The sequence below is a fragment of the Streptococcus sciuri genome (genome assembly GCF_024814375.1).
Taxonomy (GTDB): Bacteria; Bacillota; Bacilli; order Lactobacillales; family Streptococcaceae; genus Streptococcus; species Streptococcus sciuri.
In genome coordinates this window covers 97,207-117,191 of the sequence record NZ_JANUXX010000004.1, presented here as the reverse complement: position 1 = coordinate 117,191, position 19,985 = coordinate 97,207, and the positions used below count along the sequence as shown (strand labels likewise).

Annotated in this window: 19 protein-coding genes; 10 read left to right on the top strand and 9 right to left on the bottom strand. The window is 37.7% G+C overall.

Going from position 1 to position 19,985, the window contains the following annotated elements:
* Positions 1-81 precede the first annotated feature (81 nt).
* Entirely contained in the window at positions 82-336 is a 255-nt protein-coding gene (locus NXS10_RS04670; protein WP_259138200.1) for a hypothetical protein, read from the top strand.
* 59 nt (positions 337-395) lie between these two features.
* On the opposite strand, the gene dinB is transcribed toward NXS10_RS04670, so the two are convergent.
* Complete coding sequence (gene dinB / locus NXS10_RS04665) at positions 396-1,514, bottom strand: DNA polymerase IV (RefSeq protein ID WP_259138197.1); 1,119 nt, start codon at positions 1,512-1,514, stop codon at positions 396-398.
* 216 nt (positions 1,515-1,730) lie between these two features.
* Between dinB and pflB the strand changes: the two genes are divergently transcribed.
* Both pflB and NXS10_RS04655 read left to right on the top strand, forming a co-directional pair.
* Positions 1,731-4,052, top strand: a complete 2,322-nt coding sequence (pflB, locus tag NXS10_RS04660) for a formate C-acetyltransferase (protein WP_259138194.1) — start codon at positions 1,731-1,733, stop codon at positions 4,050-4,052.
* Between the two features lie 51 nt (positions 4,053-4,103).
* The gene (locus NXS10_RS04655; RefSeq protein ID WP_259138193.1) at positions 4,104-4,541 is read left to right on the top strand and encodes a GNAT family N-acetyltransferase; all 438 of its coding nucleotides are present in this window, start codon (positions 4,104-4,106) and stop codon (positions 4,539-4,541) included.
* Positions 4,542-4,606: 65 nt separating this feature from the next.
* Here NXS10_RS04655 and NXS10_RS04650 read toward each other — a convergent pair whose 3' ends face one another.
* Together NXS10_RS04650 and NXS10_RS04645 are read right to left on the bottom strand one after the other, a co-directional pair.
* Positions 4,607-5,530: a serine hydrolase domain-containing protein gene (locus tag NXS10_RS04650; protein WP_259138191.1), complete on the bottom strand. Its 924-nt coding sequence runs from the start codon at positions 5,528-5,530 to the stop codon at positions 4,607-4,609.
* Positions 5,521-6,273, bottom strand: a complete 753-nt coding sequence (locus tag NXS10_RS04645; protein ID WP_259138189.1) for a CppA family protein — start codon at positions 6,271-6,273, stop codon at positions 5,521-5,523. The genes NXS10_RS04650 and NXS10_RS04645 overlap by 10 nt, the downstream gene beginning before the upstream one ends.
* A 185-nt stretch (positions 6,274-6,458) precedes the next feature.
* On the opposite strand from NXS10_RS04645, the gene NXS10_RS04640 reads away from it, so the two are divergent.
* A complete protein-coding gene (locus NXS10_RS04640; RefSeq protein ID WP_259138186.1) occupies positions 6,459-7,361 on the top strand; it encodes a sulfite exporter TauE/SafE family protein in 903 nt (300 codons plus the stop codon).
* 39 nt (positions 7,362-7,400) lie between these two features.
* Here NXS10_RS04640 and gla read toward each other — a convergent pair whose 3' ends face one another.
* Positions 7,401-8,252 (bottom strand): aquaglyceroporin Gla, encoded by an 852-nt coding sequence (gene gla, locus NXS10_RS04635; RefSeq protein ID WP_259138184.1) that lies wholly within the window; start codon positions 8,250-8,252, stop codon positions 7,401-7,403.
* Between the two features lie 113 nt (positions 8,253-8,365).
* Between gla and NXS10_RS04630 the strand changes: the two genes are divergently transcribed.
* Entirely contained in the window at positions 8,366-10,636 is a 2,271-nt protein-coding gene (locus NXS10_RS04630; RefSeq protein WP_259138182.1) for a Xaa-Pro dipeptidyl-peptidase, read from the top strand.
* Between the two features lie 27 nt (positions 10,637-10,663).
* Here the strand turns inward: NXS10_RS04630 and NXS10_RS04625 are convergent, their stop codons facing one another.
* The 5 genes from NXS10_RS04625 to NXS10_RS04605 form a co-directional block, all read right to left on the bottom strand.
* Positions 10,664-11,026 carry a DUF956 family protein gene (locus NXS10_RS04625; protein ID WP_259138180.1) on the bottom strand — a complete coding sequence of 121 codons (363 nt, stop codon included), beginning with the start codon at positions 11,024-11,026 and terminating at the stop codon, positions 10,664-10,666.
* Positions 11,027-11,104: 78 nt separating this feature from the next.
* Positions 11,105-12,016, bottom strand: a complete 912-nt coding sequence (locus NXS10_RS04620; RefSeq protein ID WP_259138178.1) for a PTS system mannose/fructose/sorbose family transporter subunit IID — start codon at positions 12,014-12,016, stop codon at positions 11,105-11,107.
* Between the two features lie 15 nt (positions 12,017-12,031).
* Positions 12,032-12,835, bottom strand: coding sequence for a PTS mannose/fructose/sorbose transporter subunit IIC (locus NXS10_RS04615; RefSeq protein WP_259138175.1), 804 nt, complete (start codon positions 12,833-12,835; stop codon positions 12,032-12,034).
* Between the two features lie 106 nt (positions 12,836-12,941).
* Complete coding sequence (locus tag NXS10_RS04610; protein ID WP_259138173.1) at positions 12,942-13,934, bottom strand: PTS sugar transporter subunit IIB; 993 nt, start codon at positions 13,932-13,934, stop codon at positions 12,942-12,944.
* Positions 13,935-14,402: 468 nt separating this feature from the next.
* A complete protein-coding gene (locus tag NXS10_RS04605; RefSeq protein WP_259138170.1) occupies positions 14,403-15,308 on the bottom strand; it encodes a LysR family transcriptional regulator in 906 nt (301 codons plus the stop codon).
* A 473-nt stretch (positions 15,309-15,781) separates the two neighbouring features.
* Between NXS10_RS04605 and NXS10_RS04600 the strand changes: the two genes are divergently transcribed.
* From NXS10_RS04600 to NXS10_RS04580, 5 genes are read left to right on the top strand one after another with little or no spacing between them, the layout of a single operon-like run.
* The gene (locus NXS10_RS04600) at positions 15,782-16,783 is read left to right on the top strand and encodes a uroporphyrinogen decarboxylase family protein (RefSeq protein ID WP_259138167.1); all 1,002 of its coding nucleotides are present in this window, start codon (positions 15,782-15,784) and stop codon (positions 16,781-16,783) included.
* A 24-nt stretch (positions 16,784-16,807) separates the two neighbouring features.
* The gene (locus NXS10_RS04595; RefSeq protein WP_259138164.1) at positions 16,808-17,683 is read left to right on the top strand and encodes a transporter substrate-binding domain-containing protein; all 876 of its coding nucleotides are present in this window, start codon (positions 16,808-16,810) and stop codon (positions 17,681-17,683) included.
* A 9-nt stretch (positions 17,684-17,692) separates the two neighbouring features.
* Positions 17,693-18,385 carry an amino acid ABC transporter permease gene (locus tag NXS10_RS04590; protein ID WP_259138161.1) on the top strand — a complete coding sequence of 231 codons (693 nt, stop codon included), beginning with the start codon at positions 17,693-17,695 and terminating at the stop codon, positions 18,383-18,385.
* Between the two features lie 10 nt (positions 18,386-18,395).
* Positions 18,396-19,076, top strand: a complete 681-nt coding sequence (locus NXS10_RS04585) for an amino acid ABC transporter permease (RefSeq protein WP_259138159.1) — start codon at positions 18,396-18,398, stop codon at positions 19,074-19,076.
* A gap of 20 nt (positions 19,077-19,096) precedes the next feature.
* Complete coding sequence (locus NXS10_RS04580) at positions 19,097-19,855, top strand: amino acid ABC transporter ATP-binding protein (protein WP_259138157.1); 759 nt, start codon at positions 19,097-19,099, stop codon at positions 19,853-19,855.
* Positions 19,856-19,985 lie beyond the last annotated feature (130 nt).

Sequence of the window (19,985 nt, the reverse complement as noted above, 5' to 3'; positions counted from 1 at the left end):
TCTCATCGTGAGCTACTTTTTTCTCTTACATAATCTAGTTAAATTTTAAAAACACTTTTTGCTAGTCAGTACCAAACGGTGTTGGCTTCGACACATATCGGATTGCTTATTTTAACGATGATAGGTTTAGTTACTAATGTCACAATTACTTATTTAGCATTTCGCAATCGTTCTCTAATTGACGATAATGCACCTGACTTGTCGCCCTATAGTATCGTATCGCCTACACTATTGCACGTCATCGCTCTCGTTGTTAGTAGTCTTATCCTAGGTAGTTCCTTTAATATTATATCTCTTATTATGCCGATTATTTCCTTAATAATATATCTATCGTAAAGCTCAAACATTACTTCATGCAGAAAACTAAGAAAAAGCACTCCAGTTGTTAAAAACATCTAACGATTGGGGTGCTTTTCATCATAATCAAATAATTGTAATCGCTGATAAGCGTCGTCAAGTCCTGTCACCGTCACTCCAAGTAATCGAATGCCAGTATTATTTTCCTCCAGACTATCATAAATCGTCTGCGCTGTCTGCTCAATCACCTCAAAGTCAGCTGTCAAATCATCCAAACTCACTCGTTTCGTTAATGTTGAAAAATCTGCATAACGTACTTTTAAAACAATCGTACGCCCTAACTTGTGATTTTTATCAAGTATCTCTGCAACACGCCTAGCATTATGACTAATCTCCACTTTAATGTCCTCATCAGCATATAAGAGTTTCCCGTAGGTACGCTCACTACCGATGGACTTGCGCTTGCGATTAGGTTTGACCGGAGAATTGCTAATACCACGTGCTTTACGATAGAGATCATATCCGAAACGACCAAAGCGATCAATCAGTTCCATTTCAGGTATTCTTAGCAAATCCGCTCCTGTATAAACAGATAGGGCATGTAGTTTTTCAACAGTCTTTTTACCTACTCCATGAAACTTTTCAATGGGCAATTTTGCTAAAAAATCCTGAGCATCCTCTGGTAGAATCAGCGTTAGACCTTTTGGTTTTTCATAGTCCGAGGCAAGTTTTGCTAAAAATTTGTTATACGATACACCTGCAGAACAAGTCAAATGGAGCTCTTGCCAAATATCATGTTGAATAAGCTTAGCTATTTTGATAGCAGATTTACTATTAATTTTATTTTGAGTGACATCCAAATAAGCTTCATCAATAGACATAGGTTCTACCAAATCCGTATAGCGCTTAAAAATATCACGCACTTGCCTTCCGACTGAACGGTATTTATGATGATTTCCTGAAATGAATACAGCTTGCGGACAGCGTTCATAAGCCTCTTTTGAAGACATAGCAGAATGGATACCATATTTTCTAGCCTCATAATTGCACGTTGAAACAACACCTCGTCCTCCTGTCATTCTAGGATCTGCTCCAATAATAACAGGTTTGCCTTTTAAGCTTGGGTGATCTCGCATCTCCACTGCAGCAAAAAAAGCATCCATATCGACATGTATAATCTTTCGTGTCGTATCATTGACTAAAGGAAAAATAAGCATACTCACCTCCCATTTCTCTTTTTTATTATACAATTTTCCAAATAACTTGGCTATTTTGGAGATATTTATAATACAGTTGACCATAGATTATATAACTGTATTATAAAAGAATGTTAAAGAAAGCGTTTCTTTTGTTTTGGGAAACGCTTACCTTATGGTACAATAAACTTGTAAATGTAACAGATGGTGTTACTAGAATAAGGAGAACATAACATTATGGCAACAGTAAAAACAAACACTGACGTCTTTGAAAAAGCTTGGGAAGGCTTCAAAGGAAACGATTGGAAAGAAAAAGCTAGCGTTTCACGTTTTGTACAAGCAAACTACACCCCTTATGATGGTGATGAAAGCTTCTTAGCAGGACCAACCGAACGTTCTTTGCACATCAAAAAGATTATCGAAGAAACAAAAGCTGGCTACGAAGCAGAGGGACGTTTCCCAATGGATACACGAGCTACTTCAATCGCTGATATTCCAGCTGGGTATATTGATAAAGAGAATGAACTCATCTACGGTATTCAAAATGATGAGTTGTTCAAATTGAACTTCATGCCAAAAGGTGGTATACGTATGGCTGAAACAGCACTAAAAGAACACGGATATGAACCAGACCCAGCAGTGCATGAAATCTTTACAAAATACACAACAACTGTCAATGATGGTATCTTTCGTGCTTATACCTCAAACATTCGTCGTGCTCGTCACGCACACACTGTAACTGGTTTGCCAGATGCTTACTCTCGTGGACGTATCATTGGGGTTTATGCTCGCCTTGCTCTTTATGGTGCTGACTACCTCATGCAAGAAAAAGTCAATGACTGGAACGCTCTGACTGAAATTGACGAAGAAACGATTCGTTTACGTGAAGAAATCAACCTCCAATATCAAGCACTGGGCGAAGTTGTTAAACTCGGTGACCTTTATGGTGTCGATGTGCGTAGACCTGCCATGGACACTAAAGAAGCTATCCAATGGACTAACATTGCCTTCATGGCTGCTGCTCGTGTTGTCAACGGTGCTGCTACTTCTCTTGGACGTGTGCCAATTGTTCTTGATGTCTTTGCTGAACGCGACCTTGCTCGAGGCACTTTCACAGAGTCTGAGATTCAAGAGTTTGTCGATGATTTCGTATTAAAACTTCGTACTGTAAAATTTGCTCGTACTAAAGCTTATGATGAACTTTACTCAGGAGATCCTACTTTCATCACAACATCTATGGCCGGTATGGGGGCTGATGGCCGTCACCGTGTAACTAAGATGGACTATCGTTTCCTTCATACTCTTGATAATATTGGAAATGCTCCAGAACCAAACCTGACTGTTCTTTGGTCTGATAAATTGCCTTATGCTTTCCGCAGATACTGTATGGCAATGAGTCACAAACACTCCTCTATCCAGTATGAAGGAGTCACTACTATGGCTAAGGAAGGTTACGGTGAAATGTCATGTATTTCATGCTGTGTATCACCACTTGATCCCGAAAATGAGGAAAAACGTCATAATCTTCAATACTTTGGAGCACGTGTCAATGTTCTCAAAGCTCTTCTTACAGGTCTCAATGGTGGTTATGATGATGTTCATAAAGACTACAAAGTCTTTGATGTAGATCCGATTCGTGATGAAGTTCTTGACTTTGAAACTGTAAAAGCTAATTTTGAAAAGTCACTTGATTGGTTGACAGATACTTATGTTGATGCGATGAATATCATCCACTACATGACAGATAAGTATAACTACGAAGCTGTTCAAATGGCATTCCTACCAACGCACGTTCGTGCTAACATGGGATTTGGTATCTGTGGTTTTGCAAATACAGTTGATTCTTTATCAGCGATTAAGTATGCTACGGTAAAACCTATCCGTGATGCAGATGGCTACATCTACGATTATGAAACTATTGGTGACTACCCACGTTATGGTGAAGATGATGATCGTGTCGATAGTATCGCTGAATGGTTGCTAGAAGCTTTCCACGGACGCCTTGCAAGACACAAACTCTACAAGGATGCTGAAGCAACTGTCTCACTTCTTACCATCACATCAAACGTTGCTTACTCTAAACAAACAGGTAATTCCCCAGTTCACAAGGGTGTTTACCTTAACGAAGATGGAACAGTGAACCTCTCTAAACTCGAATTCTTCTCACCTGGTGCTAACCCTTCCAATAAGGCTAAAGGTGGATGGCTACAAAACTTAAATTCACTTTCTAAACTTGAATTTGCTCATGCAAACGATGGTATCTCATTGACAACTCAAGTTTCTCCACGTGCACTTGGTAAGACTTTTGACGAGCAAGTCACTAACCTTGTCACTATCCTTGATGGTTACTTTGAAAATGGTGGTCAACACGTCAACCTAAACGTTATGGATCTTAAAGATGTCTATGATAAGATTATGAGTGGTGAAGACGTTATTGTTCGTATATCAGGTTACTGTGTCAATACTAAATACCTAACTCCTGAACAAAAAACAGAACTCACTCAACGTGTTTTCCACGAAGTTCTTTCTATGGACGATGCTGTTCAAGATTTGGTTTAATTCCATCAAAAAGCTCTTGCTTCAAGCAAGGGCTTTTGTTATAATACCGACATGACGATACGATACACACGAAATACCTTATCAGAGACTTACCTTGATGCATTGCGCATCAGACAAGCTGTTTTTGTTAAGGAGCAAAAAGTACCTCATACGGTTGAAATTGACGACAAGGAAGCTTATTGCCTACATTTTGTCTACTATAATGAAAGCAATCATGCAGTGGCGACCTGTCGCCTGCTACCTGATGAAAAATATTCAAAGATTATCTTACAACGTATGGCTGTCCTCCCTAATTACCGTCAACTTGGGATCGGTCGTAAACTGTTAACCTACGTTCTTGACTTTAGTCAAAAACAAGGATTTAAGAATTTATATCTACACGCTCAATTGACAGCAGTTCCATTCTATGAGAGTCTCAACTTTACACCTTTTGGAGATAGTTTTCAAGAAGCTGGGATAACACATCTTCATATGAAAAAGAAACTCTAGATGAGTTTCTTTTTGTCGACATTCACATCTCTCACTCTAAGAACACTCGTACGTTAGTGTTCTTTTCATTTTCTCAATTCTTTTTTAATCACTTCTATCAGCTGATTGCGATCTTTAATCCACTGCTTACGATTATCTTTGTCATAAGTTCGATTAGATAAAAAGATAACAGCTTGTTGACTCATTTGATTAATCATCACAAATGTACCAGTATAACCTGTATGCAATAACCAATCATTATCTAAGTCCCAAGCAATAGATCGCTTTTTGTCCTCAGTAGCAACATTTCGTGTCAAGCCTTTTGCAAAAGTATCCACCAGATAATGTTCAGCGTATTTTTTTAAATCAGAAACAGTTGAAAATAAGCCAGCTGACCCTGAATGAACACCTAAAATAGCCGCCTTAGGATCATGAACAATACCTGCTTTTTTTCCTTTTTGTGTAGGAACTGCCTGCTCAACAGGCCCAAAACATGTCTCAGTCATCCCAAAAGGTACAAACACCTCTCTTGTAAAAATGGTATCTAAACTATCTTCAAAATAATTCTCCAGCATAAAACCCAGTAGAAGAAAGTTAATATCCGTATAGAGAAAGCGTTTATCTTTTGTCACTTTAATCTTATTGATAGCTTTTTTTAGATCTGGCGAACTCATTTGATTGCGATTTTTGATAAAGGGATCAATCCCAGACGTATGGGTCACTAACTGCCTAAGCGTTACTGTCTCATCATGGAAATCAGGATAATAGACAACAAGATTATCATCAAGTGCTATCTTATTGCGAGATAAAAGTTGTATCAGAACAGTTCCCACTCCAACAACCTTGGAAACACTCGCTAAATCATACACAAGACCAGAAGTAACAGGTCTATCTCCATCCAACGTTCCAATATAGAAATCTGACCAAGCACCCTTATCAAAGATAGCTAAACTCGCTCCACGGTAAATACCTTGTGATATCTGCTGATGAATATATTTGATTATCTCCATTTTCTTATCCAAATTTCAATACGACTAGAATCAGACACTACTAGGATTTTTTGCTTCGGATCTAGATAGACTTCTAAATCATAGTCTAGCAAGTGCTGATAAAGTGCCACTAAATCATAAGATGCTGATACTCTAAACTCTAAAATCTCTAAATCCCAAGTTGTTTCAGGACTGACTTTCAAGTCTGGAGCTTCTGCCTCTATAAAGACAAGAGATAAAGACAAGAGACCTCCAAAGATGTTCTCATAAAAAGCACGAGCTACATCTGGATTAGGTACTGCAAGAGTAATTCTTTCTACTGAGAAATCACTGACCCCTTCAAAGTCCTCAACGGTCGATAATTCGGGATAGGTTGCTTGAGTTAAATCAGCAATGTTCTCCTCAGCATGCACCAAAAAGTGGGCTCCATCTGGAGAGGTCGCTCTAAAAGCATAGTGCTTTCCCTTTAAGATACTATCAACCTCTATCTTTTGAGATAAAAGTGCTAAAATGTCATCGCTCGGCACTTTTAAAACAATCTCTTGCAACTTATGCGCACCCTCAACAGCACGAGTACGATACGCAGGTGATTCCTCAATCGTAAAGCGTGCCTTAGTATTTTGATGAGCGGTAAAAATGGTCAGGGCATTTTCCTCGCGTAAACATGTCATTCCCAAAACTTTTTTGTAGAAATCAATATTCTCTTGACGATTATTCACGCGAAGAATCGGTTGGTGAAATAAAACAGGTTCTTTACTTATCATCTCAAATTCCCTCCTTTAACATTCTAAAAAAAATTAAAGCATTTGACAAGAAAGTTTGTGCTTTCTATCCAATAAAGTATAGTTTCAGATTATCTCTATCAAATTGCTACTCCTTGCTAGATACTACCTATTCTCAAAAAGGTACTAAGATTGACAGGTATTGAATTTTTTTGTATAGTTATGTCATGACTGAGACTTTATTATTGCACAGTATTCAACTTATCTTGCTCATTGCTATGATAAGCATCTCTTTATACCTTATCTACTATATTACAAAACATCGTATCAATCCGCTCAAACGTTTCTTTACAGGGTTATGGATAGGCTTTATCACAGATGCGCTAGACACTGTTGGAATTGGTTCTTTTGCAACATCAACGACGTTATTTAAATTAACAAAACTCATTGACGATGACCGTAAATTGCCTGCTACTATGACGGTTGTTCATGTATTACCAGTGTTACTACAGTCGTTATGTTTTATTTTAGTCGTTAGAGTAGAACCTCTCACACTGATTGCAATGGCATCTGCAGCTTTTATAGGAGCTTTCTTTGGAAGTCGTATCACAAAAAAATGGCATGCGCCAACCGTCCAGAGGATATTAGGAGGACTACTGATTATCGCAGCTCTTTTTATGGCCTTTCGCATGATAACAAATCCTGGAGCTGATATTACAAATAGTGCGCATGGTTTACACGGCGTTTGGCTCTTTATAGGTATCATCTTTAACTTTATCACTGGTATTTTAATGACTATGGGTCTTGGTAATTATGCTCCAGAGCTCATCTTCTTTTCTCTCATGGGACTTAGTCCAACGGTAGCTATGCCTGTTATGATGTTAGATGCTGCTATGATTATGACTGCCTCTAGTAGTCAATTCATCAAAAGTGGACGTGTCAATTGGGAAGGGTTTTTAGGTTTAGTCGTTGGAGGTATCTTAGGAGTTATTGTTGCTGTTTTATTCTTGACCAATCTCAATCTCAACAGTCTTAAACTTTTGGTTATCTTTATCGTTATCTTTACAGGTTGCATGCTCATTCGTTCTTCTTTCAAAGAGACTATAGGCACTAATCACCATAAACATTAACTTCATACATGCAAAATAAAAAGAGGTGAATGCCTCCTTTTATTTATAAAGTATTTTATAAAGAGCTATAGCACAAATCGCTGCCAAAGTAGGAGCAACAACAGGCACCCAAGCATACCACCATTTTGAGTCCCCTTTGTGCTCACCAAGAATTGATTTTGGTAAGAAATAATGCAGTAAACGTGGTCCAAGGTCACGTGCTGGATTTAGTGCTGGACCAGTAGGACCACCTAGTGATGCTACAAGGGCTAAAACAAGAAAACCAACAGCTAAGTGTGCCACAGATTCACCAGCATTGATGTAAGAGCCAATTTGGATTTTACCAGAAACTTGTTCAAGATCGATACCATTACTTGTTGCATAACGCACAATTTCAGAACCAAAGTAGTTCTTTGTTAATGCTAGAGCACCAAAGAACAGGACAAAGGAACCAAAGAACTCATTTAAAAAGCCATTAATCTGAGCAGCTTTGCGTGTTTCTGATTTATTATTGTCCACACTAACGATTGTTGAGAAAGTTCCCAAAATAGCATTTGGATTTTCTGTTTGCAAGTAGTATGGTCTGTGTGTTGCAACAACTACAAGCTGACCAGCAATCGCACCAAGTAATTGAGCGATGATATAATAAGGAACTTGTGCCCAAGGAAAGTAGCCTGATATTGCAAGTCCTAGGGTAAAGGCAGGGTTGATGTGGTTACCTGAGACATTACCAAACATCAATGCAGGTATCATAACCCCCATACCGTAACCGATAGCAATCGTTAACCAGCCACTAGCATGACCTTTCGTTCCTTTGAGTTCAACATTAGCAACAGCCCCATTTCCTAAAATAACTAGAAAAGCTGTTCCTAAAAATTCTGTGATATATTTCACAGTCCATGTAACATCCATGCGTCTTTGTATCCTCCAACATTTATTATTTAGACATGTACTATTTTATCAAGTATAATAGATAATGTAAAGCTATTCTAAAAATAAAATACTCCTGTAAGAAAGGACAGACTATGCGCTATAATCAGTTTAGTTATATTCCTGTGGATGCTAAGACAGCACTTAATGAAATGAACACTATTGGTTTTCATCTTTCAGATACTCTTTGGGACAAGAAAAACCTCGAACACTTTGTCAGACAAACTCTTTTTCACTATCAGGATACAGACTATGCTCTTTGTCTTATGATTGCAGATAGAGAACATGACCTGTTACAGTTTTTTGAGTCTGACTTAGACTTAAATCGTGAACGTCTAGTAACGATTGCCTTACAGTTACTTGGTTTTATTCCAAATGTTGACTTTACAGATAGTCTTAATTTTATGAATACGATTAACTTACAATTTGAAGAAGACACTCTTATACAGACACTCTATCATCTACTAGCATGTCGCACTAAGTCTGGTAATACCTTGATTGATTACTTGGTCAGCCAAGGATTGCTCAAAGCTGATAATCACTATCATTTCTTTAACGGAAAAAGCCTAGCTACATTTGACACAACCAATCTTATTAGAGAAGTCGTTTATGTAGAAGCTCCTCTTGATAGTGATAAAGATGGGCAATTAGACCTCATCAAAGTTCATATCATCCGCCCAAACGCTCCTACAACACTTCCCACTATAATGACAGCAAGCCCTTATCATCAAGGAACAAACAACATTGCAAATGATAAAAAACTCCATAAAATGGAAGGGAGTTTAGCAATCAAGACACCACACACTATATCTGTTCAAACGAACACATTTCGACCAGTAGAGAGCAGTAATGAAGACTTACCCACTGGAAAATCTGAGGAAACCTTTTCCTATATTGACAGCTACACTCTAAATGATTATTTCTTAGCTCGTGGTTTTGCCAATATCTACGTTTCTGGTATTGGAACAGCTGGATCTGACGGCTTTATGACTAGTGGAGATTATATGCAAATTCACTCTTTCAAGGCTGTTATTGATTGGTTAAACGGACGTGCCAAAGCTTATAGTAGCCATCGTCGTGACCAACTTATCCTTGCCGATTGGGCGAGTGGATTGGTTGCAACTACTGGAAAATCTTACCTTGGAACCTTGTCAACTGGTCTTGCCACTACAGGAGTAGACGGACTTGAGGTCATCATTGCTGAATCTGCTATCTCATCTTGGTATGATTATTATCGAGAAAATGGATTGGTCTCTAGTCCAGGTGGTTATCCTGGCGAGGATTTAGATGTCTTGACAGAGCTAACCTATTCTAAAAATCTCCTAGCCGGTGATTATCTCCGTCATATCAAACATTATCAGTCCTTTCTTCAAGAGCAATCCACTGCTCTTGAACGTGAAACAGGTGACTATAATCAATTTTGGCATGATAGAAACTATCTCCCTCATGCTTCTCATGTTTCCTGCGAGGTTGTCTTTACGCATGGTTTGCAGGACTGGAACGTTACACCTAAACACGTTTATCAGATTTTCAATGCCTTACCATCTCATATCAAGAAACACCTCTTCTTGCATCATGGACAACACGTTTATATGCACAACTGGCAATCTATTGATTTCCGAGAAAGTATGAATGCTCTACTGACACAAAAATTGCTCAAGATCAACAATAACTTTACACTGGATACCATCATCTGGCAGAATAACCATGTTGAGCAATGCTGGCAAACACTGAGTAGCTTTGGTAGTCACAAACAAAACACTATCCAGCTAAATGGCGGTATACAAACAATTGACAATCATTACGATGACACGACTTTTGAGTCCTATGCTAAACAGTTTAATCACTTTAAAGTGGATTTATTTTCTGGCAAAGCCCATCAAATCGTCCTCGATATTCCAATCAGAGAAGATAGATTCATAAATGGAACATGTCTCTTACAATTGTCAGTAAAATCAAGTGATTGTAAGGGGATATTATCTGCGCAATTACTTGATTTTGGTATGAAAAAGCGCCTTTCTGATACCCCTTCTATTCTCAACCTGCATAGCCTTGATAACGGTCAAAACTTTTCTCGTGAAGCACTTCGTGAGCTTCCTTTCAAACAAAGTCCTTTTCGTGTGTTGACAAAAGCAAGACTCAATCTTCAAAATAGAAAAAAACTGTTAGATATCTTACCTGTAGTTCCTAATGAATGGATGAGCGTACAGCTTACTCTACAACCAACCATTTATAAACTCGTAAAAGGAGACACATTGAGACTACTTCTTTATACAACAGATTTTGAGCATACTATCCGTGACAACAGCGATTATCAACTAAGCATTGATCTTGATAAATCTCAACTTATCCTACCTTATGAATAAAATAATACCTTGACAGATGTCAAGGTATTATTTTTTACGTCTCAATTTAGCTACGATTGTCTGAATGAGCGTTGGTAAGCGAATGACTTTCTCATCGCCAATATGCTGTCTGGCAATTTTTAAAATCTTTCCAGAATCTTTCGAGGCAAATAAAAATTTACCTTGATTTGTATAGACTTCAAAGTGGCGACTAATATTACGACCAGTAAGATTCGCACCTATTTTATTAATGCTATTCCATGGGATTTGAATATAATCATTAACATTTTTATCATTATAAAACTCAAGTCCTTTATTACCTAATAAAAATTTACCCACTTTATTACCCATAGCGAGATAAGAAACCCCTGTTGTCGTTAGTTCAACCGTACTATTTAATGATTGGACCATAATCTCTCCTTTTGCAGTATGCTTTTATTATAACATAAAAGAAGGCTTTTGGCCTTCTTTTAGTATCATCGTATATCCTTACATCAAACCAATCACGTGTGCAACGATACCCACAACGAAAAGTCCGATAATCATTACGATTGGAGAAACTTTCTTCTTGAGCAACCACATACATAGGAATGTCAGAAGAAGACCCATCAAACCTGGAATCAAGGAATCCAATTGTCCTTGAAGGGTATTTGCTTTTTCTTGTGTCAAGCTAAGACCACCTTGGAATTGTCCAAGAATTTCTTGCAATTTGCCACCAGTAACTGCTCCATTTGGAAACTCAATGTAAGCTCCTTTTGAGAGTTGTGTAGATGGAAGGCTTAGTGCAAAGTGTACGCTAACCCAGCGTTGAACCAAAGCTGCAAGGATGAACATACCAAGGATAGATGCTCCTTTAGTAACCTTTTGAAGGATACCACCTGAGAGGTCTTTTGTGATTTCAGAACCTGCACGGTAACCAAACTCTTGCGTGTACCAGAGGAAAGCCATACGGATAATGTTCCAACCAAAGAAGAAGATAAGTGGACCAACGATATTTCCAGCTTGGGCAAGAGAAGCACCAAGTGCACCCAAGATAGGACGAACTGTAAACCAGAAGACTGGGTCTCCAATACCAGCAAGAGGTCCCATCATACCAACTTTAACCCCTTGAATAGCCGTATCATCAATCTCTGCACCGTTTGCTCTTTCTTCTTCAAGTGCCAATGTAACCCCAAAGATAGGTGCGGCTACATATGGGTGCGTGTTGAAAAACTCAAGGTGACGCTCAAGTGCGGCTACTTGTTCTTCTTTAGATGTGTATAATTTTTTAATTACTGGGATAAGTGAGTATGCCCAACCAAGGTTTTGCATACGTTCATAGTTCCAAGACCCTTGTAAGAAGGTAGAACGCCACCATACTTTACGACGATCTGATTGTGTTAATTTAATCTTTTCAGCCATTATAATTCTCCCTCTCTAGTAATCTTCTAAGATATCTCCAATTGGATCTCCTGAACCACTACCTGAACCACTACCTGAACCACCTTTTTCTGAAAGTTCAAGGTAGATAAGAGCGATAGCGACACCGATAGTACCAAGAGCGATAAGAGTAAAGTCTCCAACAGCTGCGAAGACAAAACCAAGGGCGAAGAATGGCCATGTTTCGCGTGTTGCCATCATGTTGATAACCATTGCGTAACCAACAGCAACAACCATACCACCACCTATAGTCATACCGTCTTTTAGCCAAGCAGGGATAGCATTAAGCATTGCTTGAACAGTTTCAGTAGGAAGAGCAATCAAAAGTGCAATTGGAAGTGTGATACGAAGCCCTTGTAGGAGAAGAGCTGTGTAGTGAGCTGTTTCAACAGCACGAATATTCCCTTTTTTAGCAGCTGCATCAGCACCGTGTACGATACCAACTGAGATTGTACGAACAATCATTGTAAGAGCAAGACCTGCAACAGCAAGCGGGATAGCTACGGCTTGCGCAACCCCAATACCTGTCTTAGTGAAATCACCACCCTTAACAAGGATAACAGCAGCAGCTGTACCAGCCAAGGCGATATCTGGTGCTACGGCTGCACCGATGTTAGCCCAACCAAGAGCAATCATCTGTAAACCACCACCAAGCATAAGACCTGCTTCTAGGTGACCAGTTGCTAAACCAATCAAAGTACATGATACTAGCGGTTGATGGAACTGGAATTGGTCAAGGATACCATCAAGCCCTGCAAGAAAGGCAACGATGAGCACCAAAATAATAGAAATAACTGACATTATTCTAAATCCTTTCGTTAAATACTTAAATTCAAAGTATGTTAGATTAAAGCTAATAAGAAATGTTGCTAAACTAGAATGTACTTATCTTTTGTGTATATACATTCTACTGTACGTTTGCTTTTTTAATCAATTCAAACAAGTTTTTAGGTGAGTCATTTGGTACTTTACGTACATCAAAGGTTACTCCTAAATCACGCAACTTTTCAAAGGTCTCAACATCTGCTTTATCCATAGATAACACATTGTTAACCATTGTCTTACCTGTTGAGTGTGCCATAGACCCTACGTTAAGTTCTTTAATCGGTACACCACCTTCAACAGCACGAAGAGCGTCTTGAGGTGTTTCAAAAAGAACAAGCGCATGTGTGTCTCCAAAACGTGGATCTTTCGATGCTGCAATCAACTTGTCAATTGGTACAACATTTGCTTTCACATTACCAGGAGCTGACTGTTTAATCAAACCTTTACGCAATTCATCTTTTGCAACAGTATCAGATGCAACAATGATACGATCTGCTTTAGAATCAGGTGTCCAAGCTGTTGCCACTTGACCGTGAAGCAAGCGTGTATCAACACGAGCAAGGTTAATCTTCAATTTACCATCACCAATGACAGTACCCTCTGGAATAGCACCTCGCAAAGTCTTATCCCCTGCGCCAGCTCCACCAGAAACTTCCTTAGGATTAAGATCTTCTGGCAATGCTTTTATACCATCTTTAGCTTCTTTGATGATATTTGCTGCAATGCTTTCAACACTAGCGTTTGCATCCATCATACGCTCAGTGTAAGCTTGAATCAACAGTGGCAAGTTAAGACCGGTGATGATAGCTATCTTGCGTTCAGGATTTTCTCCTTGAATACGGCTTGCTTGGTTAAATGGTGACCCACTCCAAAGGTCAGCTAATACAAGAACCTCATCATCGGCATCAAATTGCGCAATAGCATTGTTGAAGTGTTCATAGAGGTCGTCTGGACCTTCGTTTGGCATGAAAGTAACGACTTGAACTTTCTCTTGCTCACCGAAAATCATCGAACCTGACTGATGAATACCTTCAGCAAATTTACCATGGCTGGCAATAATAATACCAATACCCATTTGTTCTCCTCCTTAATATTTTTCTCAAAAGCCACTTTATTCCTCTCCCTCTTAGAAAAGATTAAGGTGTTTTTAAAGAAATTTTTAGAACAAATATATTGTAACCCTTTTCAAATGTTTTTTCAACCCCTTTTACAATTTTTTTTTATTTTTTATTGATGATTTTACTAATGGAAGTTGATGCACCATTTCTGTGTTTAAAGGATTAGATTGTCAGATTATTTATAGAATCAGAATACTTCTTTTGATAAAGAATAAGACAGGGATGAACACTGCCTTATTTTAGTTTGATTGATAAGCACAAACACTGTTTATATCAGTTGCCTTGGGATTAAAATTCTTATCAAGTACAATAACATCTGCCACTCTGTCTTTTTCAAAGAACTGCAATAGCTAGCAATCTTAACCAATTTTGTAGCTACTTGAGTTGCCATCTGATGAGGTTTAGCACACTACTAACCTAGACAACTACAAATTTTTAGAAAATTCTTCAAGGCTTTTTCTAATCTCTCTAATGAAATATTTTTCAATATCAGATATTTTTTTTCTTTTATTTCTCACAAATCCTAGAGTATGCCTAGGGCTATCTTTCAAAGGAATCAAGACAATACAATCACGAATAAAACTGTTTACAATGCCAAGACCAGAAGCGTATGCATCTGTTGCACAGAGTAAATTCATCACGGTTCCTCTATCATTGCTATAGAGTACACACTGTTCATCATGAATCTTTAAAGCATCTTCGTCAAAGTTTAACCCCGACTGTTCTTGTCGAAAGCGAATTTGATTGTAACCTTTTAAATCCTCTTCAGAAATGACTTTCTTATGCGCTAATGGATGATTACGACGGAGGAAAATACGTGTTGGAAAATCACCCAAGGAATGAAATTCCAATTCTTTCTGTTTCATCATTGATTCTAGGATATGCTTATTTTCATCATCTAAATAGATAATACCTAGGTCAGCTTCAAAACAAGCAATGCTGTCTAAAATTTTTTTCGTCGTTGTTTCAATCGTTTGAAATGCTTGGTAATCTTCACTAAAGTTTTGGGAAGTTTTTGCTAGAGGAATTGATAGAAAATCATAATGATGCGCTGCTACCGTGAAACTTTTTTTAATTTTCCCTTGATAGCGTGACCCAAGCAAATCCAATTCTCCAATAATACGTTTTATAGATTTCAAAAAATCATGACCCTCTTCTGTCAAATAAACGCCCGTATTGGATCTAATAAACAGTTGAATTCCTAGCTCCTGCTCTAAATTTTTAATGGAACTGGATAAATTAGGTTGAGACATGTATAGCTCCTTAGCAGCTTGGCTAAAAGAGCCTAGGCGAGCGATAGCTTCTACATAACGGCACTGTTGCAATTTCATAAAAATTCCCCTTATAAAAAAGATTATTATCACTATAATAACAAATCCTATTTCATTCTCCAATAGAGATCATCTTAAAAATACGGTAAAAAGTAATACTTAAAGCAAGTAAATAAGCAGATCGCTATAAATGAACTTTATATCTAGGGATAAAAAATATAGATTATACAAGCATTAGGGAAACTGGTAATATAGCTTTATAAAATTTTTGGGAGGGAATTGCCTATGTCACTAACAGAGGAAAAGCTAAGAAATGTCTCGTTATCAGTACTAATTCTTTTCATCATTACTCTATCCTGTCTTATCCTTTGGAGAATTCCTCTATTTGAAAAGTCGAGTCCTAACAATGTAAATTCAGCGATTTCAAAAAGTGATATTCAATACTTTAACTGTTTAAGGCTCTTAGCACAGCTGCCTTAATACTGATGAATGACGCATAACTGTAATATAAAAAACATAAGGAGATAGAGAAAATGACAACAAAGAGAGAATGGGTTTTAAAAGCATTTAAAAACGAAAAAGTCGACAAAGTCCCTGTCGGATTTTGGTATCATTTCACAACAGATGACGAAAGAGGTGACGGTTTTAATTCCGAAATTTTTAACAAAAATATTGCTGGGCATAAAAAATTCGTCTCAGATGTCAATCCAGATTTTGTCAAGATTATGAGTGATGGGTTCTTTATATACCCTAATGAACAGATTCATCAAGGTATCACTTCTATCAAAGAATTAGATGGAATCATTTCTATAGGAGAAAATCATCCTTGGATTACACGACAGGTTGAGCTAGCTCAACAAATTCGTCAAGATTTCCCAGAAGATATCGCTTCTTTCTATAATATATTTGCCCCTGTGACTTATTTAAAATGGCACCTAGCAGGAAAGGGAAACAATGGTGATAAAATTATTGAAAACTTTATCAAAGAAGATGCTGCGTTAACGAAAAAAGTTTTGGATGTGATTGCTGGCGATATTGGTCTTTTGACAAAACGTTTGATTAAAGAAGCGGGTGTCGATGGTATTTACCTCAGCGTCCAAAATATACAAGATGAACGTTCAACTAAAGAAGAATATAGACAAGTGATTAAACCTGGTGAACTTCATGTTTTGAAGCGTGCTATTTCTGCTGGTGGTACGAATATTCTTCATATATGTGGGTATGAAGGCGCAACAAACGACATTACGTATTACACGGATTATCCTGCCGATGTCATTAACTGGGCGGTTGATTTAGAGGGTGTCAGTCTATCACAAGGAAGACAATTATTTGGTGGTAAAACAGTTCTTGGCGGTTTTGACAATACTGAAAAAGGTCTATTGTACCTTGGTAGTAAGGAAGATATTCAAAAAAGAGTCAAAGAGTTACTTGATGATACTGGACGTTATGGCGTTGTGATTGGTGCAGATTGTACTGTGCCAAGTGATATTTCATCAGAACGCATCGATTGGGTGAAAGAAGCCGTCAGCTTATAAGTTTTTAGGAGAAGGAGTGAGTATATGAGTAAGAAAAAATGGATTATTGCAAGTGGAGTTGTCGTAGCAATTATCGCAGCAACTGCTATTGGACGTCAATTAACAGGGAAAACAGAAAAGGCACAAAGTGCATCTGGCAATGTAAACAAAGTTACGACTCTAAAAGTTGCCCATACACAAAATTATGTCCCATATGATTATGTTGATAAAAATGGTAAGAGTGATGGGTTTGAAGTTGCTGTTTTAAAAGCTGTTGATAAAAAATTAAAAAACTATAAGTTTACATACACAGGAACGAGTGATGAAGATTTACTCATCGGACTTGAATCTGGTAAATATGATATTGGTACAAAAGGTGCGTGGTACACACCAGAACGTGCTAAAAAATTTATTATCCCCAACAAAGCTATCGGTGCTAGTGTGATTGGCTTTGCTATTCGTAAAAAGGATGAAACAAAATACAAAGATATTGATTCATTTGCTAATAGTGGGGGAAAACTCGTTCCTATTTCACCTCAAAATGGACAATATAATGTGATTCAAGAATACAATAAAACAGCCAAAAATCCGATTAAATTGACAGAATCAGAAAGTTTCTCAGTTGCTGATGCCTATGCGTGGGTGCTTGAAGGACGTTACGATGCCTACTTCTCCATTAAACTATCCTTTGAGCAAGCTGTAAAAAATGAAAATGGTGCCTACCATCAATATGCTGATCAATTAACATGGTTCCCATACAAAGGTATCGAAACTTATCCATTGATTCATAGAAATGCTACTAATCAAGCCTTTGCTAAAGATTATGATAAAGCTATCAAGGTATTGAAAAAAGATGGTACCATCGCAAAGCTTTCTAAAAAATACTTTGGAGAAGATGTCTTTAGCTACGTCACAGACTAGGAGGTGTCTATGGTTTCTTACAACCCATCTCGTGTGGTAACATTTCTTCCTAAAATTTTGTCCGCCCTACCTCTGACTTTATGGGTTTTAGCCTTAACGATTTTATTTGGAAGTCTATTAGGATTCTTTCTTGCTTGGTCGCAGTTATCAGGTGAAAAAAGCTTATCCTCTTTTGCAAGAGGATATGTCTTTATTTTAAGATGTACGCCTCCTATTGTTCTTCTTTTTTTAGTTTTTTATGGTCTCCCTCGTTTTTTAGAATGGTGGTTGGGTATCGATGTTAATGACTGGTCTCGTTCAGTATTTGTTATTTTAGCTATGACCTTGCTATTTGCAGCTGGTATTTCCGAAGTTTTTAAATCTTCTTATCAAGCACTTCCTAAAGGACAACTAGAGGCAGGGATTAGTATCGGCTTGACAGATTATCAGACATTTATCCGAATTCTTTTGCCTCAAGCTTTTCGGATTGCACTCCCTAATATCACAACTGCCATTATCAACTTATCAAAAGATATTGCCTTAGCCTATACGATTGGTCTAGTTGATTTAATGGGAGCTGGAAATTTAATCATTTCACGACATTTGGGCAATTATTCGCTTGAAACCTATACAGCGGTTGCTATCATTTACTGGGCTTTAGCATTAATCTTGTCTGTCTGTACACATATCGTCGAAAATAAATTAGATACAACACAGGGTTAAGGAGGGATTTATGGACTTTTCTTATATTTTAGAAACATTTGTCAAAACTCTTTCTGGGATTCCAGTCACCTTGGGGATAATGGTTGTTTCTATTCTTTTGAGCTTCTTTCCAGCTCTTTTTCTAGCTTTAGGACGGATTTACAAGATAAAAGGTGTTACCGCTTTTTCAGTTGTTTATCTTGCCTTTATCCGCTCGACACCACCTATTTTACTGATTTTATTTTTTTATAGTCTTTTTCCAAGTTTGATTAACCAGCTATTGAAAGCCACAGGTGTTAATATCTTTGATCTTAATCCTATTTATTATGCTTACATTATCTTTGGGCTTATGACTACTGGAAGCTTATCTGAGATTATCCGCTCTGCTATTTTAACGGTTGATAAGGGGCAGTTAGAAGCAGCGTGGACAATTGGGCTTTCGACCAGCCAAGCTTATATAAGAATTGTCTTTCCGCAGGCTATTTCCCAAGCTCTACCAAATCTTTGTAATCTGGTGATTAATCTCGTCAAGGGAACCTCTCTTGTTTTTGTGATGACGGTAAAAGATATTACGGCAATTGCTAAGATTGAAGCTTCTTATGGCTATCATTATTTTGAATCCTATTTTGTTATTTTCATTATTTACATCGTGATTTGTGGGCTTATTCAATATGGTTTTCAATTTTTAGAAAAACGGGCTCAAATTGTTTGAGATGAAGTTAGGAGTTTTCTATGCTATCAGTTAAAAATGTTAAAAAATCATTTGGAGATAAAACCGTTTTAGAGGATATTAGTTTGACAGTGAATCAAGGTGATGTTATCGTCATCTTGGGACCATCAGGATCAGGAAAAACAACTTTCCTACGAACCCTTAATCATCTGGAAAAAGCGGACTCTGGTAAGTTGCTGCTGGATGGTAAGTTCTACAATTTAGCAAAAGTCAGTCGTAAAGAAGTGCTTGAAATTCGTCAAAAAACCGCTTTTGTTTTTCAAAATTATAATTTATTTGCTAACAAAACAGCTATTGAAAATATTTTGGAAGGGTTGGTCATTGCTCGTAAGATTCCAAAAAAAGAAGCCCTCTCAATTGCCGAAAATGCACTGAAAAAGGTTGGGCTCTTAGACAAAAAAGACTATTATCCTAGTCAGCTGTCTGGTGGTCAGCAACAACGGATTGGGATTGCACGTGCTATCGCTGTGAAACCTGATGTCATTTTATTTGATGAGCCGACGTCTGCCCTTGACCCTGAATTAATCGGAGATGTTCTTGGTGTTATGAAAGAGCTAGCACAAGAGGGGATCACCATGGTGGTGGTCACTCATGAAATGAACTTTGCACGTGATGTGGCAACACACATTGTTTTTATGGAGGGTGGGCATATCATCGAAGAAGGTAGTCCGCAAGAATTCTTCAGCAGACCTAAGCAAGGACGCACCAAGCGATTTTTAACACGTGTTATTCCAGAGTTTAATATAGATCCTGTGATTTAAAAAGCATCGGTATGGCAACGTACCGATGCTTTTTTGTAATAGATGAAAATAAAGAGATGATAGAAAATTTATATCAATGTATTGTTATATAGTTTGATATGAAATAAAGCCAATAATTATAGCTGATTAA

What these genes read in the sequence shown, in the direction of transcription:
- dinB (WP_259138197.1), bottom strand. Translation starts at nt 1,514, where the DNA reads ATGCTTATTTTTCCTTTAGTCAATGATACGACACGAAAGATTATACAT.
- NXS10_RS04610 (WP_259138173.1), bottom strand. Translation starts at nt 13,934, where the DNA reads ATGGGTATTGGTATTATTATTGCCAGCCATGGTAAATTTGCTGAAGGT.
- NXS10_RS04615 (WP_259138175.1), bottom strand. Translation starts at nt 12,835, where the DNA reads ATGTCAGTTATTTCTATTATTTTGGTGCTCATCGTTGCCTTTCTTGCA.
- NXS10_RS04640 (WP_259138186.1), top strand. Translation starts at nt 6,459, where the DNA reads ATGACTGAGACTTTATTATTGCACAGTATTCAACTTATCTTGCTCATT.
- gla (WP_259138184.1), bottom strand. Translation starts at nt 8,252, where the DNA reads ATGGATGTTACATGGACTGTGAAATATATCACAGAATTTTTAGGAACA.
- NXS10_RS04625 (WP_259138180.1), bottom strand. Translation starts at nt 11,026, where the DNA reads ATGGTCCAATCATTAAATAGTACGGTTGAACTAACGACAACAGGGGTT.
- NXS10_RS04650 (WP_259138191.1), bottom strand. Translation starts at nt 5,530, where the DNA reads ATGGAGATAATCAAATATATTCATCAGCAGATATCACAAGGTATTTAC.
- NXS10_RS04630 (WP_259138182.1), top strand. Translation starts at nt 8,366, where the DNA reads ATGCGCTATAATCAGTTTAGTTATATTCCTGTGGATGCTAAGACAGCA.
- NXS10_RS04600 (WP_259138167.1), top strand. Translation starts at nt 15,782, where the DNA reads ATGACAACAAAGAGAGAATGGGTTTTAAAAGCATTTAAAAACGAAAAA.
- NXS10_RS04645 (WP_259138189.1), bottom strand. Translation starts at nt 6,273, where the DNA reads ATGATAAGTAAAGAACCTGTTTTATTTCACCAACCGATTCTTCGCGTG.
- NXS10_RS04590 (WP_259138161.1), top strand. Translation starts at nt 17,693, where the DNA reads ATGGTTTCTTACAACCCATCTCGTGTGGTAACATTTCTTCCTAAAATT.
- NXS10_RS04620 (WP_259138178.1), bottom strand. Translation starts at nt 12,016, where the DNA reads ATGGCTGAAAAGATTAAATTAACACAATCAGATCGTCGTAAAGTATGG.
- NXS10_RS04605 (WP_259138170.1), bottom strand. Translation starts at nt 15,308, where the DNA reads ATGAAATTGCAACAGTGCCGTTATGTAGAAGCTATCGCTCGCCTAGGC.
- NXS10_RS04655 (WP_259138193.1), top strand. Translation starts at nt 4,104, where the DNA reads ATGACGATACGATACACACGAAATACCTTATCAGAGACTTACCTTGAT.
- NXS10_RS04585 (WP_259138159.1), top strand. Translation starts at nt 18,396, where the DNA reads ATGGACTTTTCTTATATTTTAGAAACATTTGTCAAAACTCTTTCTGGG.
- NXS10_RS04595 (WP_259138164.1), top strand. Translation starts at nt 16,808, where the DNA reads ATGAGTAAGAAAAAATGGATTATTGCAAGTGGAGTTGTCGTAGCAATT.
- NXS10_RS04580 (WP_259138157.1), top strand. Translation starts at nt 19,097, where the DNA reads ATGCTATCAGTTAAAAATGTTAAAAAATCATTTGGAGATAAAACCGTT.
- pflB (WP_259138194.1), top strand. Translation starts at nt 1,731, where the DNA reads ATGGCAACAGTAAAAACAAACACTGACGTCTTTGAAAAAGCTTGGGAA.